The 15,791-nt window shown below is 60.2% G+C and carries 11 protein-coding genes; 6 read left to right on the plus strand and 5 right to left on the minus strand.

Going from position 1 to position 15,791, the window contains the following annotated elements; all coding sequences use genetic code 11:
* Positions 1–28: 28 nt before the first annotated feature.
* Positions 29–928 (minus strand): intradiol ring-cleavage dioxygenase, encoded by a 900-nt coding sequence (locus RCAS_RS08125; protein ID WP_012120108.1) that lies wholly within the window; start codon positions 926–928, stop codon positions 29–31.
* A 417-nt stretch (positions 929–1,345) separates the two neighbouring features.
* Here RCAS_RS08125 and RCAS_RS08130 point away from each other — a divergent pair, with 417 nt between their 5' ends.
* Entirely contained in the window at positions 1,346–3,073 is a 1,728-nt protein-coding gene (locus tag RCAS_RS08130; protein ID WP_012120109.1) for an L-lactate permease, read from the plus strand.
* A gap of 24 nt (positions 3,074–3,097) precedes the next feature.
* Here RCAS_RS08130 and RCAS_RS08135 read toward each other — a convergent pair whose 3' ends face one another.
* From RCAS_RS08135 to RCAS_RS08145, 3 genes are read right to left on the minus strand one after another with little or no spacing between them, the layout of a single operon-like run.
* The gene (locus RCAS_RS08135; RefSeq protein WP_012120110.1) at positions 3,098–3,943 is read right to left on the minus strand and encodes a metal ABC transporter permease; all 846 of its coding nucleotides are present in this window, start codon (positions 3,941–3,943) and stop codon (positions 3,098–3,100) included.
* Between the two features lie 26 nt (positions 3,944–3,969).
* Positions 3,970–4,758 (minus strand): metal ABC transporter ATP-binding protein, encoded by a 789-nt coding sequence (locus tag RCAS_RS08140; protein ID WP_012120111.1) that lies wholly within the window; start codon positions 4,756–4,758, stop codon positions 3,970–3,972.
* Entirely contained in the window at positions 4,755–6,248 is a 1,494-nt protein-coding gene (locus RCAS_RS08145) for a metal ABC transporter substrate-binding protein (protein ID WP_012120112.1), read from the minus strand. The genes RCAS_RS08140 and RCAS_RS08145 overlap by 4 nt, the downstream gene beginning before the upstream one ends.
* A 240-nt stretch (positions 6,249–6,488) precedes the next feature.
* On the opposite strand from RCAS_RS08145, the gene RCAS_RS08150 reads away from it, so the two are divergent.
* The 5 genes from RCAS_RS08150 to RCAS_RS08170 all read left to right on the plus strand — a co-directional run bounded on the left by RCAS_RS08150 (position 6,489) and on the right by RCAS_RS08170 (position 10,873).
* Positions 6,489–7,904, plus strand: coding sequence for a serine/threonine protein kinase (locus RCAS_RS08150; RefSeq protein ID WP_012120113.1), 1,416 nt, complete (start codon positions 6,489–6,491; stop codon positions 7,902–7,904).
* 111 nt (positions 7,905–8,015) lie between these two features.
* The gene (locus RCAS_RS08155; protein WP_012120114.1) at positions 8,016–8,762 is read left to right on the plus strand and encodes an SIR2 family NAD-dependent protein deacylase; all 747 of its coding nucleotides are present in this window, start codon (positions 8,016–8,018) and stop codon (positions 8,760–8,762) included.
* A gap of 46 nt (positions 8,763–8,808) precedes the next feature.
* Positions 8,809–9,588: an SIR2 family NAD-dependent protein deacylase gene (locus RCAS_RS08160; RefSeq protein ID WP_012120115.1), complete on the plus strand. Its 780-nt coding sequence runs from the start codon at positions 8,809–8,811 to the stop codon at positions 9,586–9,588.
* 21 nt (positions 9,589–9,609) lie between these two features.
* Complete coding sequence (locus tag RCAS_RS08165) at positions 9,610–10,230, plus strand: GNAT family N-acetyltransferase (protein ID WP_012120116.1); 621 nt, start codon at positions 9,610–9,612, stop codon at positions 10,228–10,230.
* Between the two features lie 97 nt (positions 10,231–10,327).
* Positions 10,328–10,873 (plus strand): nucleotidyltransferase family protein, encoded by a 546-nt coding sequence (locus tag RCAS_RS08170; RefSeq protein ID WP_041331858.1) that lies wholly within the window; start codon positions 10,328–10,330, stop codon positions 10,871–10,873.
* A 402-nt stretch (positions 10,874–11,275) separates the two neighbouring features.
* Here RCAS_RS08170 and RCAS_RS08175 read toward each other — a convergent pair whose 3' ends face one another.
* Positions 11,276–15,784, minus strand: coding sequence for a DNA-directed RNA polymerase subunit beta' (locus tag RCAS_RS08175; protein ID WP_012120118.1), 4,509 nt, complete (start codon positions 15,782–15,784; stop codon positions 11,276–11,278).
* Positions 15,785–15,791 lie beyond the last annotated feature (7 nt).

A 15,791-nucleotide genomic window follows, 5' to 3' on the forward strand; every position in this document is an offset into this window, starting at 1 on the left:
TACCTCCTCACTCCTAATGCCTCACCCCTCACCCCTCACCCAAATCCACCCCAATCTCGAAAGTCGCCGCATACCCCTGGTCGAGCGGGGTCAGGTTCAGCATCAACTGACTGCCGCTCTGCCGGAAAATGCTATCGTTCTGATTAAGGGTCGCGCGACGTCCCCGGTCTGCGTAGGGTGCTTGCGCAAATACGGCATCGCTGATGGCGTCGTCAAAGTAGAGTTGCGAGGTAAAGTCGTAGACCTGCCCGGCGGCATTCGTTGCGCGAATCTTGAAATGGATATGAACGGTGCGTCCCGGATACCAACCGGGATAAATAGTCGTGAAGGTCGCCACGCCATCGGCGCCGGTCATCTGATAACCGCGCAGCCACTGCTGCCCGCGCGTGTCGATGCGAGGATCGCGCACACCGGAATAGACCCCCTGGGCATCGCAGTGCCAGATGTCCACCAGTGCGCCACTAAGTGGCGCGCAGCCGGCGCTGCCAACCTGGCTGACAACGAAGGTGAGCAGCAACGGCAATCCCTCTTTGACCACGCCGCTCGCGGGATCGGAACGAATATCGGAACGGTTCAGTTGGGTATCGACAAAATATGGTCCCTCCGTCTGTTCAGGGCGCACCACGCACGCCGGAACCGGCCTGCTGCCGATAGCCGCGGGGCTGGCTGTCGGCACAGTTGTTGCAATCACTGATGATTCAATCGGGGTGGCGGTTGGCGCCGGTGTCGCAACCGGTGATAGTTCCGGCTGCGCAGCGAACGTGGCAGGCGTGTCGGGCTGTACCGGCGAGGCGGCAGGCGCATTGCTGGCCGGCGTTTCTGCGGCTGCGCCGCAGCCGGTCAGCAGCGTAGCGGCAGATATGCCGAGCAGCGCCAGCACTTCGCGCCGGGTAAGAATGCGTCCTATCGGGCGATCATCGGCATCCATGTCGTTTCGTTCCTCACATGGGCAACGTCTGTGTTTGTCCGAATTGTATCAACAGCATTTTCAGATCGTGTGAGCAGCGGATGAGAGTTTGCTGAGTCCCGTGCTGGCAGAGAGCAGGCGCGTTCTATCGATAGGCGTGTCGCCGGTGGCGCGCGCCGACTGTCACCCTTTCCTGCCCTTAACCCCTTGCGCCTCGCGCCTCACATCACAAAGTTGCTGATTCGTTATAACCTGTTGACAACCATTATCAAAATTAAGATGAGACGATGTTATGATAGCCCCGATACCACGCGATCTCCGTCCAACAACGACACCATGACTGTGGCATACCCGCTGCGTAGCGGGAGGGATTCGTGTGCGCAGCGCCCTGAAGCAACGTCTGCGCGTATTCGATGATGAAACGGAGGTACAGGACCCATGAATCTCGGTCTACAAGCGTTTCTGGCGTTCAGCCCTATTCTGGTCGCTGCGGTGTTGCTCGTCGGTCTGCGCTGGCCCGCGCGCCGGGCAATGCCGATTGTCTATGTCGTTGCCGTGCTGATCGCCCTCTTCGCATGGCAGGTCGCACCAATCCGGGTGATTGCATCGACCATTCAGGGCTTGTTCATTACCTTCGACATTCTGTTGATCATCTTTGGCGCCATTCTGCTCCTCAATACATTGAAGCACTCCGGCGCCGTTGCGGTCATCCGCAACGGCTTCAGCAACATCAGCGCCGACCGTCGCGTGCAGGCGATCATTATCGGTTGGCTGTTCGGATCGTTTATCGAAGGGGCATCGGGGTTCGGCACGCCGGCGGCGATTGCCGCACCGCTTATGGTTGCGCTCGGATTTCCGGCGATGGCGGCAGTGATGATCGGCATGATGGTGCAGAGCACACCGGTGACGTTTGGCGCCGTAGGCACTCCCATTCTGGTTGGTGTGCGCGGCGGGCTGGAAACGCCGGAACTTACTGCGCAACTCGCTGCAATCGGTCTGACATTCAACGACTATCTGCGACTCATCACGGTGCGCGCAGCCGTCATCCATGGCATCACCGGCACGCTCATGCCGCTCCTGATGGTTGTGATGATGACCCGCTTCTTTGGGAAGAACAAATCGTGGACAGAAGGGTTGTCGATGGCGCCGTTCGCCATCTTCAGCGGTCTGGCGTTTACTATTCCCTACACCCTCACCGGACTGCTGCTTGGACCGGAGTTCCCATCGCTGCTTGGCGCGCTGGTGGGGCTGGCTATCGTGGTGGCCGCGGCGCAACGTGGTTTCTTGTTACCAAAGGACACCTGGGATTTTGCCCCCGCGAGTGAGTGGCAACCGGAATGGCTCGGACAGATCGAAATGAAGCTCGATGACCTGGCGGGCAAGAAGCCGATGAGCACCTGGCTGGCATGGGCGCCGTATCTGCTCGTGGCGTTCTTCCTGGTACTGACTCGCCTGCCACAGTTGCCGGTCGGCTCGACACTGCGCGCGATCCTGAAGATTGAATGGAAGGACATCTTCGGCACCGGCATTACCGCCTCAACGACGCCACTCTATCTGCCAGCGTCGATCCTGATGGTGGTGGTGCTGATTACCTTCTTCCTCCATCGTATGAGCCGCAACGAACTCCAACTGGCAATCAGCGACTCGAGCAAGGTGATTTTGGGCGCAGGCTTTGTCCTGATCTTCACCGTGCCGATGGTGCGCGTCTACATTAACTCAGGAGTCAACGCGCTTGGCATCTCCAGTATGCCAATCAGTATGGCGGAGTGGGTGGCGGTGAATGTGGGCGGCATCTGGCCCCTCTTCGCGCCGACTATCGGTGCGTTGGGGGCGTTCATCGCGGGGAGCAACACGGTCAGCAATCTGATGTTCAGCCTTTTCCAGCATGGCGTCGCCGAACGATTGCTGATCTCAGGCGCTGCGGTTGTCGCGCTCCAATCCGTTGGCGCGGCTGCGGGCAACATGATCGCCATTCACAATGTCGTCGCCGCCTCGGCAACGGTTGGGCTGTTGGGACAGGAGGGCGCGACGCTGCGCAAAACCGCTCTTCCAACGTTTTACTATCTGCTCGTTGCCGGCACAATTGGCTTGATCGCCATTTACGGCTTGAGCGTCAGCGACCCGCTTGTCGCCGAAATGGTGAGAAATGCCGCATCGGGGCAGTAGCAAAACCGGCGTAGAGCGGCATACTCATCCCCCTCTGCGCCACACCATGCCGCGTCCCGGCGCTGCAAGAAAAACGACTGTGAAGATCGTCGTGGCAACCAGCACCACTGCGGCGCCGGACGCGATGTTGATATAGTAACTCAGATAGAGGCCGGAAATGCTCGAAACGGCGCCGATCAGCGCAGCGACCGCCATCATCGCGGGCAGGCGCCGGGTCAGCAGATACGCTGCAGCGCCTGGCGTCACCAGCATGGCTGCGACCAACCCCACGCCGACCGTTTGCAACGACACGACAATCGTGAGCGCAATCAGGAGCAGCAACAACAGCCGCAGCCACTCAACCGGCAGGCGTTGCGTTGCTGCCAGCACAGGATCGAAGGCGACCACCAGGAACTGGCGATAGAATGCCAGGATGGTCAGCAGCACCACAGCGCCGATCCCCGCAATCAGCCACAGGTCGGTCGGACTGACCCCCAACACATTGCCGAACATAATATGAGTCAGATCAACAGCGTAGGTGCGCACACTGCTGATCAGCGCCACACCCAGCGCCAACGCTGCGGCAAAGACGATCCCAATGGCAGTATCCTCTTTGATGGCGCCCTGGCGCGAAAAAAAACTGATCAGCAGCGCCACGACGATAGCGGCGGCGAGCGCGCCCACGAGCAGATTGGCGCCCATCAGATAGGCGACGGCAACGCCTGGGAGCACGGCGTGCGCCAGCGCGTCGCCAAGAAACGCCATCGACCGCAGCACGACATAACATCCAACAATGGCGCACAAGACGCCAACCAACATCGCCGCCAGCATCCCGCGCTGCATGAATCCATACGCAAGGGGCGCGACAATCCAGGACCACAGGGTGTTCATGTGACAATAATGCTTTCCGGTTCAGGTCAATTACAGGCGCACTGATCAACCAGCACCGAACCATCCGGCAGTGTCAGCACCTGCCCGCCGAATGCTTCGGTCAGCAAGTCGCGGCGCAGCGCCTGCGCCGGAGGACCATCGCCGATCAGCCGCCGATTGATGAGGAGCACACGCTCAAAGCGCGCTGCCGCGAGACCGAGGTCGTGCGTCGAGAGGATGATCGTCACTTTCTGATTACGGAGCGCGTCGAGCACGCTGAGCGTTGCCTCCTGAGTGGCCGCGTCTACACCGGTGAACGGCTCATCGAGCAGGAGAATGTGTGGTTCCTGCGCGAGCGCGCGCGCCAGGAACACCCGTTGCTGCTGCCCGCCGGACAACTCGCCAATGGGACGGCGCGCAAGGTGCGCGATGCCCATCAACTCCAACCCGCGCTCGACGGCAGCCCGATCGACCCGGGTTGGGCGCCGGAACCAGCCGAGCCGCCCGAAACGCCCCATCATCACCACATCGGTGACGGTGACCGGAAAGCGCCAGTCCACCTCTTCGCGCTGCGGCACATACGCAACGCAGTCCTGATGCGCACCAGGGGGTAACCCGTGAATGCGGATAGTTCCACTCTGCGGCTTCACCAGACCAACCAGCGCCTTGAAGAGCGTCGATTTACCTGCACCGTTCGGCCCCACCATCACCACACGTTCGCCGTAATCCACACGAAATGAAATATCATCGAGCACCCTCCGTCGCCCATAGGCGACGGTCAGGCGCTCGATCTCCAGGTGCGCCGGTTCGCGGGCAATATGTTCAGAAAGCATCATCCCTGTTGTAGCGCCTCGACGATTTGCTTGACATTGTACCGCATCATATCAAGATATGTTGGCGCAGGTCCATCGGCATCCGAAAGCGAGTGCGTGTAGAGGTCAGAAACAACCCTGATCCCGGTCTCGCGCGCCAGTTGTTCGGCGAGTTGCGGGTTGGCGCCGGTCTCCAGGAAGATCACCTTCACCCCGGCTTCGCGCACCCGGTCGGTCAGTCGCGCCAGTTGCTGCGCCGACGGCGATGCGCCGGTGCTGACGGCAGGCACAATCGTGCCGATAATGCGGAAGCCATAGCGGTCCGCAAAATAGCCGAAACTTTCGTGGTTGGTCACCAGTTTGCGGTTGGCTTCGGGAATCTTCGCAACTTCTTCGGCTATGAAACGATCTAGATCGTTGAGTTGGGCGGTATATCGCTCGGCGTTCGCGCGATACACCTCAGCGCCGGCCGGATCGGCGCTGATCAGCCCGTCACGAATATTGGCGACATACGTGACAACCTTCGTCGGATCGAGCCAGAAGTGCGGATCGCCTGCGTCGTGGTGATGGTGACCGGCGGGCATCGTGATCATGAGCGTCGCCTTCGGTTCGCGGAAGCCGCTCAATTTCAGGAGATACTCTCCTTTTTCCACATCCATGATCACCGCCCGGTTCAGCCCGGAGCATGCGGGGGTCAGCGTTTCTTCCGCCTCGACTGCTTTGCCGGAGTCTATGCCGGTCACCGTGAGCACGCCGTCGCTCGTGGCAATTGCGATCTCGCCGCCTTCGGCATCCCATTTGAGAAAACCGGCATACGTCCCGTCTGCCTGCTGGGTCAGCGCCACCTGCCAGAACATGCCGCCGTGTTCGTGGTCATGATCATGGGCGTGGTCGTGCTCTTCCTCCTTGTGCGCAACAAGTTCCATAGCGGATGCCTGGTCGGTCCCGGCAGCGATCTCCTCCGCTGCCAGGAAGAGGTCTGCCGCCTCCACACACAGCGCATCGGTCAATTCTTCGGGACTCATCACCGCAGCCTCGCCTTCGCGCGCCGTGCGGCTGGTCAATCCTTGCGAGGCTTCGATGACCAACCGCTCACCGCCGGCGTTTTCCAGCAGGCTGGTGAGGAACTCTTCAAACCCGGCGCCGTTGACGATCAGGACATTACTCTCAGCCACTTTGCGCACATCAGCCGGCGTGGGTTCAAAAATGTGCGGATCGACCCCAAGGGGGATCAGCGCCTCGACCTTCAATCGGTCGCCGGCGACATTTTGGGCAATATCCGCCAGGAACGACTGCACTGCCAGGACCTTGAGCGTCGGCGCCGCAGCCGTTGGTGGCGTGGTCGGGGCGACAGTTGGTTCGGCTGGCGCAACGGTCGGCGCCTCTGGCGCAGTGGTTGGCGCCGATGCTGCCGGTGGCGGCGTGGCGCCCCCCGTGGGTGCGGGTTGAGTTCCGCCGCAGGCGCTCAGCACGAGCACTGCCATGAGCGCCAGGGCAACAATCCGATGGATCATCCGTGCTTCCTCCTATGCTTATGGCATCTATGAGTACCGGTCATAATTGATAGCATCTATTATATCAGAATCTTCCACCCAGAACAAACACGAACGTTGTTTATTGATATGTGGTATGGATAAATTTCGCTCTGTTTCCTGAACCATGTAATGGTGGCTCCCTGCATCATCCGCGTCATTGCGACGGCGCGCGCTGGATGCTATAATCATTCGTATACACGACCCGCACGTGACACTGCTATGGCTCAATCTCCTGCGCCCGCCGCGCCTCTGTTGCACGACCGCTATCGGATCGACGAGCGGCTCGGAGCAACACGTCTCGCCGTCATCTATCGGGCATACGATGAGCGACTACAACGTCAGGTATTGGTGGCGCTGTTTCGTGAGGAGTTGGTTTCTCATGAAGCGCTGCGCCGCCGTTTTATCGCCGAGGCTCAGTCCGGCGTTCGTCGACTGCACCCATCGCTGCTGTCGGTCTACGATAGTGGCGCAGTCGCCGGTCGTCCGTTTATGGTGATGGAATATGTGTCGGGCAGAACGCTGCGTGATCTTGGACCGCTGACGGTCGAAGTGGCGTTGCTCTACTTTCGCCAGATCGTTGGCGCTGTTGCGGTATGCCAGGCGGTCGGCGCGCCGCACCCGCCGATCAGCAGCGCGAATATCGTGGTTGTGGAAGAAGGGCGCGTCAAACTGGTCGAAAACTGGAGCATGACGCCATCCGAGTTCGGCGCCGATATTGCCTGGTACCGTGCTCCAGAACGTGTCGCCGGTCATCCGCCCATTTCAGGCAGCGTCGTGTATTCCCTGGGGTTATTGTTGCTCGAAATGCTGATCGGACGTCGAGTGAACCAGGGCGATGATCTGAACGTCATGCTCCAGGCGCATCGTCATGGCGCGTTGCCAACACTTGCTGAGATGCGCCCTCATCTCTACATACCGTCGCTGGCGCATCTCATTGCGCGCGCCACAGCGTCCGATCCTTCTCAGCGTTTTCCTGATGCATCGGCGCTGAGTCAGGCGCTCGACGATGTGCGCCGCGCGATCAGTCACTCCACCAGTCGCCTGGCGCCATCTGCCTCTCGACCATCAGCCTCTTCCGGTGCTGTGCGTGGTCGAAGCGAGCGGGCATCGTCGTCGGTCAACCGTCCAGCATCGATGCGTCCCGACCCACAACCGGTTGACTCGATGCCGCCATCGGACACGATGGCGACCGCCGCGCACCGGCTTGTGATGGAGAAAACGCGCCAGCATTCGCTGGCAGCGCTCATTGCAATGGTGGCACTCTTCGTTCTGATCGGCTCGGGAGCGTATGTCCTGACGAGTCTGGTTCTGGAAGGGTTGGCGGATATTCAGTTGCCGCGCCCACAACTGACGTTGCCGGAGAATGTTCCGTTACCCGATTGGTTGACCGGAGTGGCAAATGGTTCCGGCGAGGTGTTGACCGTGACCATTGGTGATGTCGAGGGGTTGAATCTTCGCGACGAACCGGGCTTGAACACCCGGGTGATCGCGTTGTTGCCCAACGGAACTCGTGTGCGGAAACTTGAAGGACCCCGCAATGTCGATAATGTTCCCTGGGTGCGGGTGCGCGGCGAGATCAACGGTCGACCGGTCGAGGGATGGGTTTCACAACTCTACGTGCGGTCTGATGGATAAACGTGAGCATTGTTGGCGATCAGCGCCTCTCCAAATACCGTCCAAGCTGCCGTTGTTGCGCGGCGCGCCGGCGATGAATGCCCGGATGACACTTCAAGTGAGGGTTGGCGTATGCAGATTCCCGACTCATTGATCGAACGGATGCGCACTGCGCGCCGTGTGGCCGTGCTGACCGGCGCTGGCGTTTCCGCCGAAAGCGGTGTGCCGACCTTTCGCGATGCGCAAACCGGCTTGTGGGCGCGCTACGATCCGGCGGAACTGGCATCACCCGACGCATTCCGCGCCAATCCGAATCTGGTATGGCAGTGGTACGCCTATCGTCGCGCGCTGGTCGAAGCCGCAGCGCCGAACCCAGGGCACCTGGCGCTTGCCGACCTGGAGCGCCGGATTGAGGATTTTACGCTCATCACTCAGAACGTCGATGGACTTCATCGCCGCGCTGGAAGTCAAAACGTGGTAGAATTGCATGGGAACCTGTTCCGGTATCGCTGCTTTCACTGTGCTGCGCCGGTTGAACTGACGATTGCGCCCCAGGACGCGCCTCCGCCTTGTCCGCGGTGCGGCGGGTTGGTCCGCCCTGACGTGGTCTGGTTTGGCGAATGGCTGCCGTCGCAGGCATGGCAAACCGCCGTGGCGGCAGCCGAACGGTGTGAACTCTTCCTCTGTATCGGCACGTCGGGAGTCGTGCGTCCGGCTGCCGATCTACCCTTAATTGCGCGATCTTCTGGCGCATATGCGGTGGAAATCAACATCGCTCCCGGTGCGCTCGATGACCGGTTGGATCTACATCTGTATGCGCCGTCGGGTCAATTGCTTCCTGCACTGATGACTGCCGCCTTCGGTGACGCGGCGCGGTGAGGCGCTGCCACACCCTTTGCTCTAATGTCGATGAAGGAGCTACGCGATGTCTCTGACACTGCCCGACGATGTAATCCGTCGCCTCTCGCAGTCCCGGCGCGTGGTGGCGCTGACCGGCGGCGGCGTGGCAGCAGAAAGCGGCATTCCATCGTTTCGCGAAGCGCATACCGGTCTTTGGGCGCAGTACGATGTCAGCGAATTGGCAACGCCACAGGCATTTGTGCGCAACCCGCGACTGGTGTGGGAATGGTACGCCTATCGTCGCGCCCTGGCAGAGCGCGCGCAACCGGGCGCATCGCACTATGCGCTCGTCGATCTGGAACAGTACTATCCGGAATTTACGCTGATCACGCAGTCGATTGACGGACTGCACTGGAGAGCAGGGTCGCGCGATCTGATCGAACTGAACGGCAGCCTGCGCCGTTGCCGGTGTTATGAGTCGGGTCATATCGCCTTTGCCTGGGACGACGACGGCGAAATTCCGCCCCGCTGCGTGCAGTGTGGCAGCCTGTTGCGTCCAGATGTCGTCATGTTTGGCGAAGGATTGCCGTATCACGAATTGCGCCGCGCGCGGCAGGTCGTCGAACAGTGTGAGGTGTTTCTCTGCGTCGGAACGGTCGGCGCGATTGAACCGGTTGCGTCGTTTCCGTTTGTGGCGCGCCGTCATGGTGCATTCGTGCTCACCATTGCGCCTGATGAGTCGATCTACACGCTGATGGCAGATTATGTCCTGAGTGCGACACCGGGCGCAGTCATGCCGGAACTCGTGCAATTGATCGCCGGCGATGTTGGTGGTCTGGAAGAATTGCACGTCGATGCCATCTGAACCTGTTAGCAGGAGGCGCTCATGGAGTTGCGCGGTCCGCGCGTCCTCATTCGTCCGTGGAAACAGCACGATGATGAACTGGCTGATGACTGGCCGCCGTATAACGACCCGTTCGATCCGCTCTGGAACCTGCCGCGACCGTCGTCGTTCAGTAATGGAATGTGGAATGCACTGCTCGACTACGGCGCGTATCGGCGGAGCTGGGCAGTCGAGCATGGCGGCGCGTTGATTGGACGCATCTCGCTGCGCGAAATCGATGAGCGGCGCGGTCAGGCGCGTCTCGGCATCACGTTCGCGGCGCCATATGTCGGGCAGGGGCTTGGCACCGAAGCGCTCACTCTGTTTCTCGATTACTACTTTGAAACGCTCAGGTATCACCTGATAGCGCTCGATGTCGCGGCGCCAAATGTTCGCGCTGTGCGTTGTTACACACGCCTTGGCTTCCAGTATATCGAAAGCGACTGGCGCAATGCCGGCGCCTTGTTCGACCGGCGGGTGCTTGATCAACCGGTGTATGCGCCATTGCGCCGCCATTTTCGCGACGATGCGCGTGGGCTGAAGGTTGAGTTCTTTGAAATGCGTTTGTACCGTGAAGAATGGATGCGGCGCCGCACTCCGACCGGCGCCGGTCATCATGGGTGATAGACAGACAGTACCATCAGGTCTCTTGCAACAGACGCGCTTGTTCCGCTATCATCCATACCAGTGGAAACCGTGTGTTGTGAGCGAGCAACGATTCATGTCTCTCATTGCAGGTAATCTTGGCGTTGTCCAGCGCACGCTCGACGCATATCAAATCGCGTGGGCGGTCTGTGCTGGCGCCGCAGCGCATCTTTACGGCAATCGGCGTCCCATTCAGGATATCGATATCCTCATCGAGCCGGGAAGGCTGCCCGACGTTGTTCGTTTGCTCAACCAGCAGCAGAAGGTCGTGCAGTTCGACGGGCAGCGCATCCTCTGGCGTGGCATCAAGATTTTTGACGATCTGACCATCCGGCGCGGGCGGGAGGTGTATCCATTTACGCTCGATGCCGACATGCGCAGCCGCGTGCGGCGTCTTCCGTTGCTCGGATCGCTGGTGCCGGTGCTGTCGCCTGAAGATGTCGCATTGCACAAAGCCGTCCTGGCGCGTGGTCCTGAGGAAGGAAAGCATGACCTTGCAGACGCTGTGGCGATTGTACGCCGCCAGGCATTCGACTACGACTATGTGCAGCGGCGATTGGCGCTGATGCGGGCAAACGGGTCGGCAACCACTGTCCTGGCGCGGATCGGCATCGAACTATGAGGGCGGCGCGGTGGGAGATAGTCAGGGCGACCCATCGGGTCGCCCTGACTGGTTGGGGCGGAGCGGCGGGTCGCCCGTATACCAATGACCTGTGACCATCCGGCATGGTCACCCCGAGCAGCGCGAGGGGTCGTGCGCGATCCGCTCAGATTCCGCGCTGCGTTTACCCTGAGCGAAGCGAAGGGCTCGGAATGACCAGCATGCGGCATTTTCAATCGTCATTGGTATTATACCAATTACCTGTGACCATTCGGCATGGTCACCCCGAGCAGAGCGAGGGGTCTTGCGCGAACCCGCTCGGATTCCTCGCTGCGTTTACCCTGAGCGAAGCGAAGGGCTCGGAATGACACGCATGCGGCATTTTCAATCGTCATTGGTATTACGTAGGTCGGGGTAACTCCGTCAGATCTCGTTGTCGCGGTCGTCGCTATCACCGGTGAACGGCGTCTCATCGGCGAATTCGCCGTTCTTCCCCACCTCATCGCCATTGTCATCGCTGCCGATCAGCGCCCGCAGCCTGCGTCGCAGCGCCTCATCCGCTTCGCGTTCGGGCCGCTCCTGTTCGACAACCGCCGTGGATGTCGGGACGACGTTCGCCAGTTCGCCGATGACCTCTTCAGCCAGTTGGCGTCGTTTCTCGATTCCGGTTCCTGCCGGGATCAATTTGCCGATGACCACATTCTCCTTGAGACCGCGCAGGTAATCCACCTTGCCCGTGATGGCTGCTTCGGTCAACACGCGGGTTGTCTCCTGGAACGACGCGGCTGCCAGGAAACTATCAGTGGTGAGTGATGCCTTGGTGATGCCCAGCAGCATCGTCGATGCCGTAGCCGGCTCACCCCCCTGGCTGATAATCTCGGCATTCCGGCGCACAAATTCCGTCGAGTCGATCAACTCGCCTGGCAGGTAATCCGTATCGCCCGGTTCCTCGATCCGCACACGGCGCAGCATCTGGCGCACAATGACTTCGATGTGCTTATCGTTGATATCAACACCCTGGGAACGATACACTTTCTGCGCCTCGTTGACCAGGTAGCGTTGCACCGCTTCGCGCCCCTGGAGCGCCAGCAGTTCCTGCGGATCGGCTGATCCTTCCGTCAGGTGCTGCCCGGCGACAACGCGGGCGCCATTCTCGATGCCGGCCGCCAGGCGCGCCGTATGCGGCGCAATCACTTCGCGCACCTCGCGCTCTTCGTTGATGACACTGATCTGTCCGGCGCCGATCCGCACGACCCCTGCAAGACGCGCCACAATCGGCTCGCTGTCCAGATCGGCGCGATTACTCTGCGCCAGCACATCCCCCTCATTCACCTGTGCTCCATCTGCGACCACCGGCTCATAGTGCGGTGGCAATACGTGATCATCGGTGTAGAGGTCAGTTGAGACGACGCGAATCTTCCGCACCTCGTCCTCACGCACCAATTCGACAATGCCGTCGATTTCCGCCAGGATCGCTTTGCCTTTGGGCGTGCGCGCCTCAAAGATTTCCTGGACGCGCGGCAGACCCTGCGTAATATCGTCAGCCGATGCCACGCCGCCGGTATGGAACGTGCGCAGGGTCAACTGCGTGCCCGGCTCACCAATCGACTGTGCGGCGATGATGCCGACCGCTTCGCCAATATCGACCAGTTTGCCGGTTGCCAGGTTGCGCCCATAGCACATGCGGCAGATGCCATAGTCGGCTTTGCATGCCAGCGGCGAGCGGACATACACCGCATCAATGCCGAGTTCCTTGCACCGACGGGTCAATGCTTCGTCAATCTCCGCGTTGCGATCGGCAAGGACCTCGCCGGTGCGCGGATCGACGAGCGGCGCCGCCAGCAGACGCCCAAGGATGCGCTGCTCGAAATCCTGCAACACCTCGCGGTCGTCGGAGCGGTAGATCCACAAACCTTCATCCGTACCGCAGTCATCGATCGTCACGATATTATCCTGCGCAACATCAATCAGGCGGCGCGTCAAATACCCGGCGTCCGCCGTGCGCAGCGCCGTGTCCGCCAGACCCTTGCGCCCACCATGGGTTGACACGAAATATTCGAGCACCGAGAGCCCTTCACGGAAATTACTCTTGATCGGCAGTTCAATGATCCGTCCTGTCGGATCGGACATCAACCCGCGCATGCCGGCCATCTGGCTCAACTGATTAATATTGCCGCGGGCAGCGGAGTTGACCATCATCGCCACCGGACCGAATGGGTTCAGATATTGCTTGACCGCTTCGGTCGTCTGCTTGGTGGCGTTCTGCCAGATCTCGACAATTTCGCGGTAGCGTTCCTCTTCAGTGATCAGACCGCGTCGGAACTGCCGCTCCACCTCGGCGACGCGCTTCTCGGCTTCGGCAAGAATCTCCTGTTTCTTCGGCGGAATTTCGATGTCATCCACACCGATCGTCATACCGCCGCGCGTCGCATATTTGAAGCCAAGCGTCTTGATCCGATCCGCCTGGCTTGCCGTCATTTCCGACCCAAAGTAGCGTGCCAGGTCATCGCGCGGGCGATCACCGTACATGGTGCGAATCGTATCGAGGTCCGCCTCGGTCAGGTTATTGAGGTTCGTGTAGTACTTGTAGCAATCGGCGATAATCTCACGCAGACCCTTCTTGGCGATCAAGCGATTGCGGAAGCGCAGCGGCTCGAGCAGTTCATTATTGAAAATGATCCGCCCGATTGTCGTTTCCAGCAGCATACGCGGCGCGCCGTTCTCATCAGAGTTGAGGATGCGCACCGGGCGATCACTCTCACCGTGCAGCGTTCCCGTCATGCGCACGAAGATCGGCGCTTGAATATCGACCAGCCCCTTATCGTATGCCAGCAGCGCCTCATCAATCGAGGCGAACATCTTGCCGCTTCCCTTCGCACCATCCCGGACCATCGTCAGGTAGTAGCACCCAAGCACGATGTCCTGCGATGGCGTGATGATCGGGTCGCCGGTAGCCGGCGACAACAGGTTGTACTTGGAGAGCATGCGCATGCGCGCTTCTTCCTGCGCCTTGCGCGACAGCGGCACGTGCACCGCCATCTGGTCGCCGTCGAAGTCGGCGTTGAACGCTGCACAGACGAGCGGATGCAACTGAATGGCCGACCCCTCGATCAGTTTGGCTTCAAACGCCTGGATCGAGAGGCGGTGCAGCGATGGCGCGCGATTCAGCAGCACCAGATAATCTTTGATCACCTCTTCGAGCACGTCCCACACCTCAGGGCGGACGCGCTCAACGATGCGCTTGGCGCTCTTGATATTGTGCGCGGCGCCTTTTTCCACCAGGCGGCGCATGACGAACGGCTTGAACAACTCGAGCGCCATCTTTTTCGGCAGACCGCACTGGTGTAGTTTGAGGTCTGGTCCGACCACAATCACCGAGCGACCAGAGTAATCGACACGTTTGCCGAGCAGGTTTTGGCGGAAACGCCCCTGCTTCCCCTTGAGCATATCGCTCAGGCTCTTCAAGCGATGCTTGCCCTTGCCGGAAACTGCGCGCCCGCGGCGACCATTATCGATCAGGGCATCAACCGCTTCCTGGAGCATTCGCTTCTCATTGCGCACAATAATCTCCGGCGCATTGAGTTCCATCAGGCGCTTCAGGCGGTTGTTGCGGTTGATCACGCGCCGATAGAGATCGTTGAGGTCGCTGGTGGCGAAGCGACCGCCGTCGAGTTGCACCATCGGGCGCAGATCGGGCGGAATGACCGGCAGCACCGTGAGGATCATCCACTCGGGGCGATTACCGCTCTTGCGGAACGCCTCCACCACCCGCAGGCGCTTCGTCGCCTTTTTGCGTCGCTGACCTTGCGTGGTGTAGACCTCGTTCTGCAATTCCTCCGCCAGTTTATCGAGATCAACCGTGCGCACGATCAGGTCGCGGATCGCCCCGGCGCCCATATCGGCGCGAAACGCACCCGGCGCAATCTCGCGCAGCGCGCGGTACTCCTGTTCGTTGAGGATGCGCTTCAGTTTGATCGAGTCAAGTTGTTCGAGGCGCTCCTTCTCCTCGCGCACCAATCGGTCGAGTTCGCTTTGCAGACGCTCCTGGAGGCGTTCACGCTCCTGGCTGGCTTCGTACTCTTTGCGCTCACGTTCGGCGCCGGTCAATTGCTCGGCATCCTCGAGATCGCGCTGCTTCCGTTGTTCAAGCGTTTCCAGTTCCTGATCGAGCAGTTCGTCGAGCGCATCGAGAGTCTTTTCGGTAATACTCTCACCCTCTTCAACGAGCACCGTCCCACGGAAGATAATATCCTCCTCAGCCGCTTCACCCTGTTTTTCTTCGAGATCGGTGCGCAACCGCTCCGCCTCGGCGCTGATCTCATCGCGTAGTCGCCGGTATTCCTCCTCGATGCGCCGCTGCGTCGAGAGTTGGGCGCTCTCCATCCCGCCCAGGTCCTGGGTCAATTGGGTCGAAAGCTCAATCTGCCGGCTCTCGGCTTCCGCCTGAATACGCTCACGCTTTTCCCGATACTCCGCCTGCAATGCTTCGCGCCGATGCGCCTTGACCTCCTCATCGACATGGACGATAATGTACGACGCGAAATACAACACCCGCTCCAGGTTGCGTGGCGAAATGTCGAGCAGCAGACCAAGGCGACTCGGCGTACCTTTGACAAACCAGATATGCGACACCGGCGACGCCAGCGAAATATGCCCCATCCGCTCGCGCCGCACTTTTGAGCGTGTCACCTCAACGCCGCACTTATCGCAGACGACGCCTTTGTAGCGCACGCGCTTATACTTGCCGCAGTAGCATTCCCAGTCCTTCGTCGGACCGAAGATGCGTTCGCAGAACAAACCATCACGCTCAGGTTTCAGCGTGCGATAATTGATCGTCTCCGGCTTGGTGACTTCGCCGTGCGACCAGCTCAGAATGTCTTCCGGCGACGCGAGACTAATCCGAATAGCGCTGAAGTCGTTGATCTCAAGCATTGATTTC

The organism is Roseiflexus castenholzii DSM 13941, assembly GCF_000017805.1.
Lineage (GTDB): Bacteria > Chloroflexota > Chloroflexia > Chloroflexales > Roseiflexaceae > Roseiflexus > Roseiflexus castenholzii.

Excerpts from the sequence above, each read along its gene's own strand:
- RCAS_RS08125 (WP_012120108.1), bottom strand. The coding sequence starts at position 928 with ATGGATGCCGATGATCGCCCGATAGGACGCATTCTTACCCGGCGCGAA.
- RCAS_RS08130 (WP_012120109.1), top strand. The coding sequence starts at position 1,346 with ATGAATCTCGGTCTACAAGCGTTTCTGGCGTTCAGCCCTATTCTGGTC.
- RCAS_RS08135 (WP_012120110.1), bottom strand. The coding sequence starts at position 3,943 with ATGAACACCCTGTGGTCCTGGATTGTCGCGCCCCTTGCGTATGGATTC.
- RCAS_RS08140 (WP_012120111.1), bottom strand. The coding sequence starts at position 4,758 with ATGATGCTTTCTGAACATATTGCCCGCGAACCGGCGCACCTGGAGATC.
- RCAS_RS08145 (WP_012120112.1), bottom strand. The coding sequence starts at position 6,248 with ATGATCCATCGGATTGTTGCCCTGGCGCTCATGGCAGTGCTCGTGCTG.
- RCAS_RS08150 (WP_012120113.1), top strand. The coding sequence starts at position 6,489 with ATGGCTCAATCTCCTGCGCCCGCCGCGCCTCTGTTGCACGACCGCTAT.
- RCAS_RS08155 (WP_012120114.1), top strand. The coding sequence starts at position 8,016 with ATGCAGATTCCCGACTCATTGATCGAACGGATGCGCACTGCGCGCCGT.
- RCAS_RS08160 (WP_012120115.1), top strand. The coding sequence starts at position 8,809 with ATGTCTCTGACACTGCCCGACGATGTAATCCGTCGCCTCTCGCAGTCC.
- RCAS_RS08165 (WP_012120116.1), top strand. The coding sequence starts at position 9,610 with ATGGAGTTGCGCGGTCCGCGCGTCCTCATTCGTCCGTGGAAACAGCAC.
- RCAS_RS08170 (WP_041331858.1), top strand. The coding sequence starts at position 10,328 with ATGTCTCTCATTGCAGGTAATCTTGGCGTTGTCCAGCGCACGCTCGAC.
- RCAS_RS08175 (WP_012120118.1), bottom strand. The coding sequence starts at position 15,784 with ATGCTTGAGATCAACGACTTCAGCGCTATTCGGATTAGTCTCGCGTCG.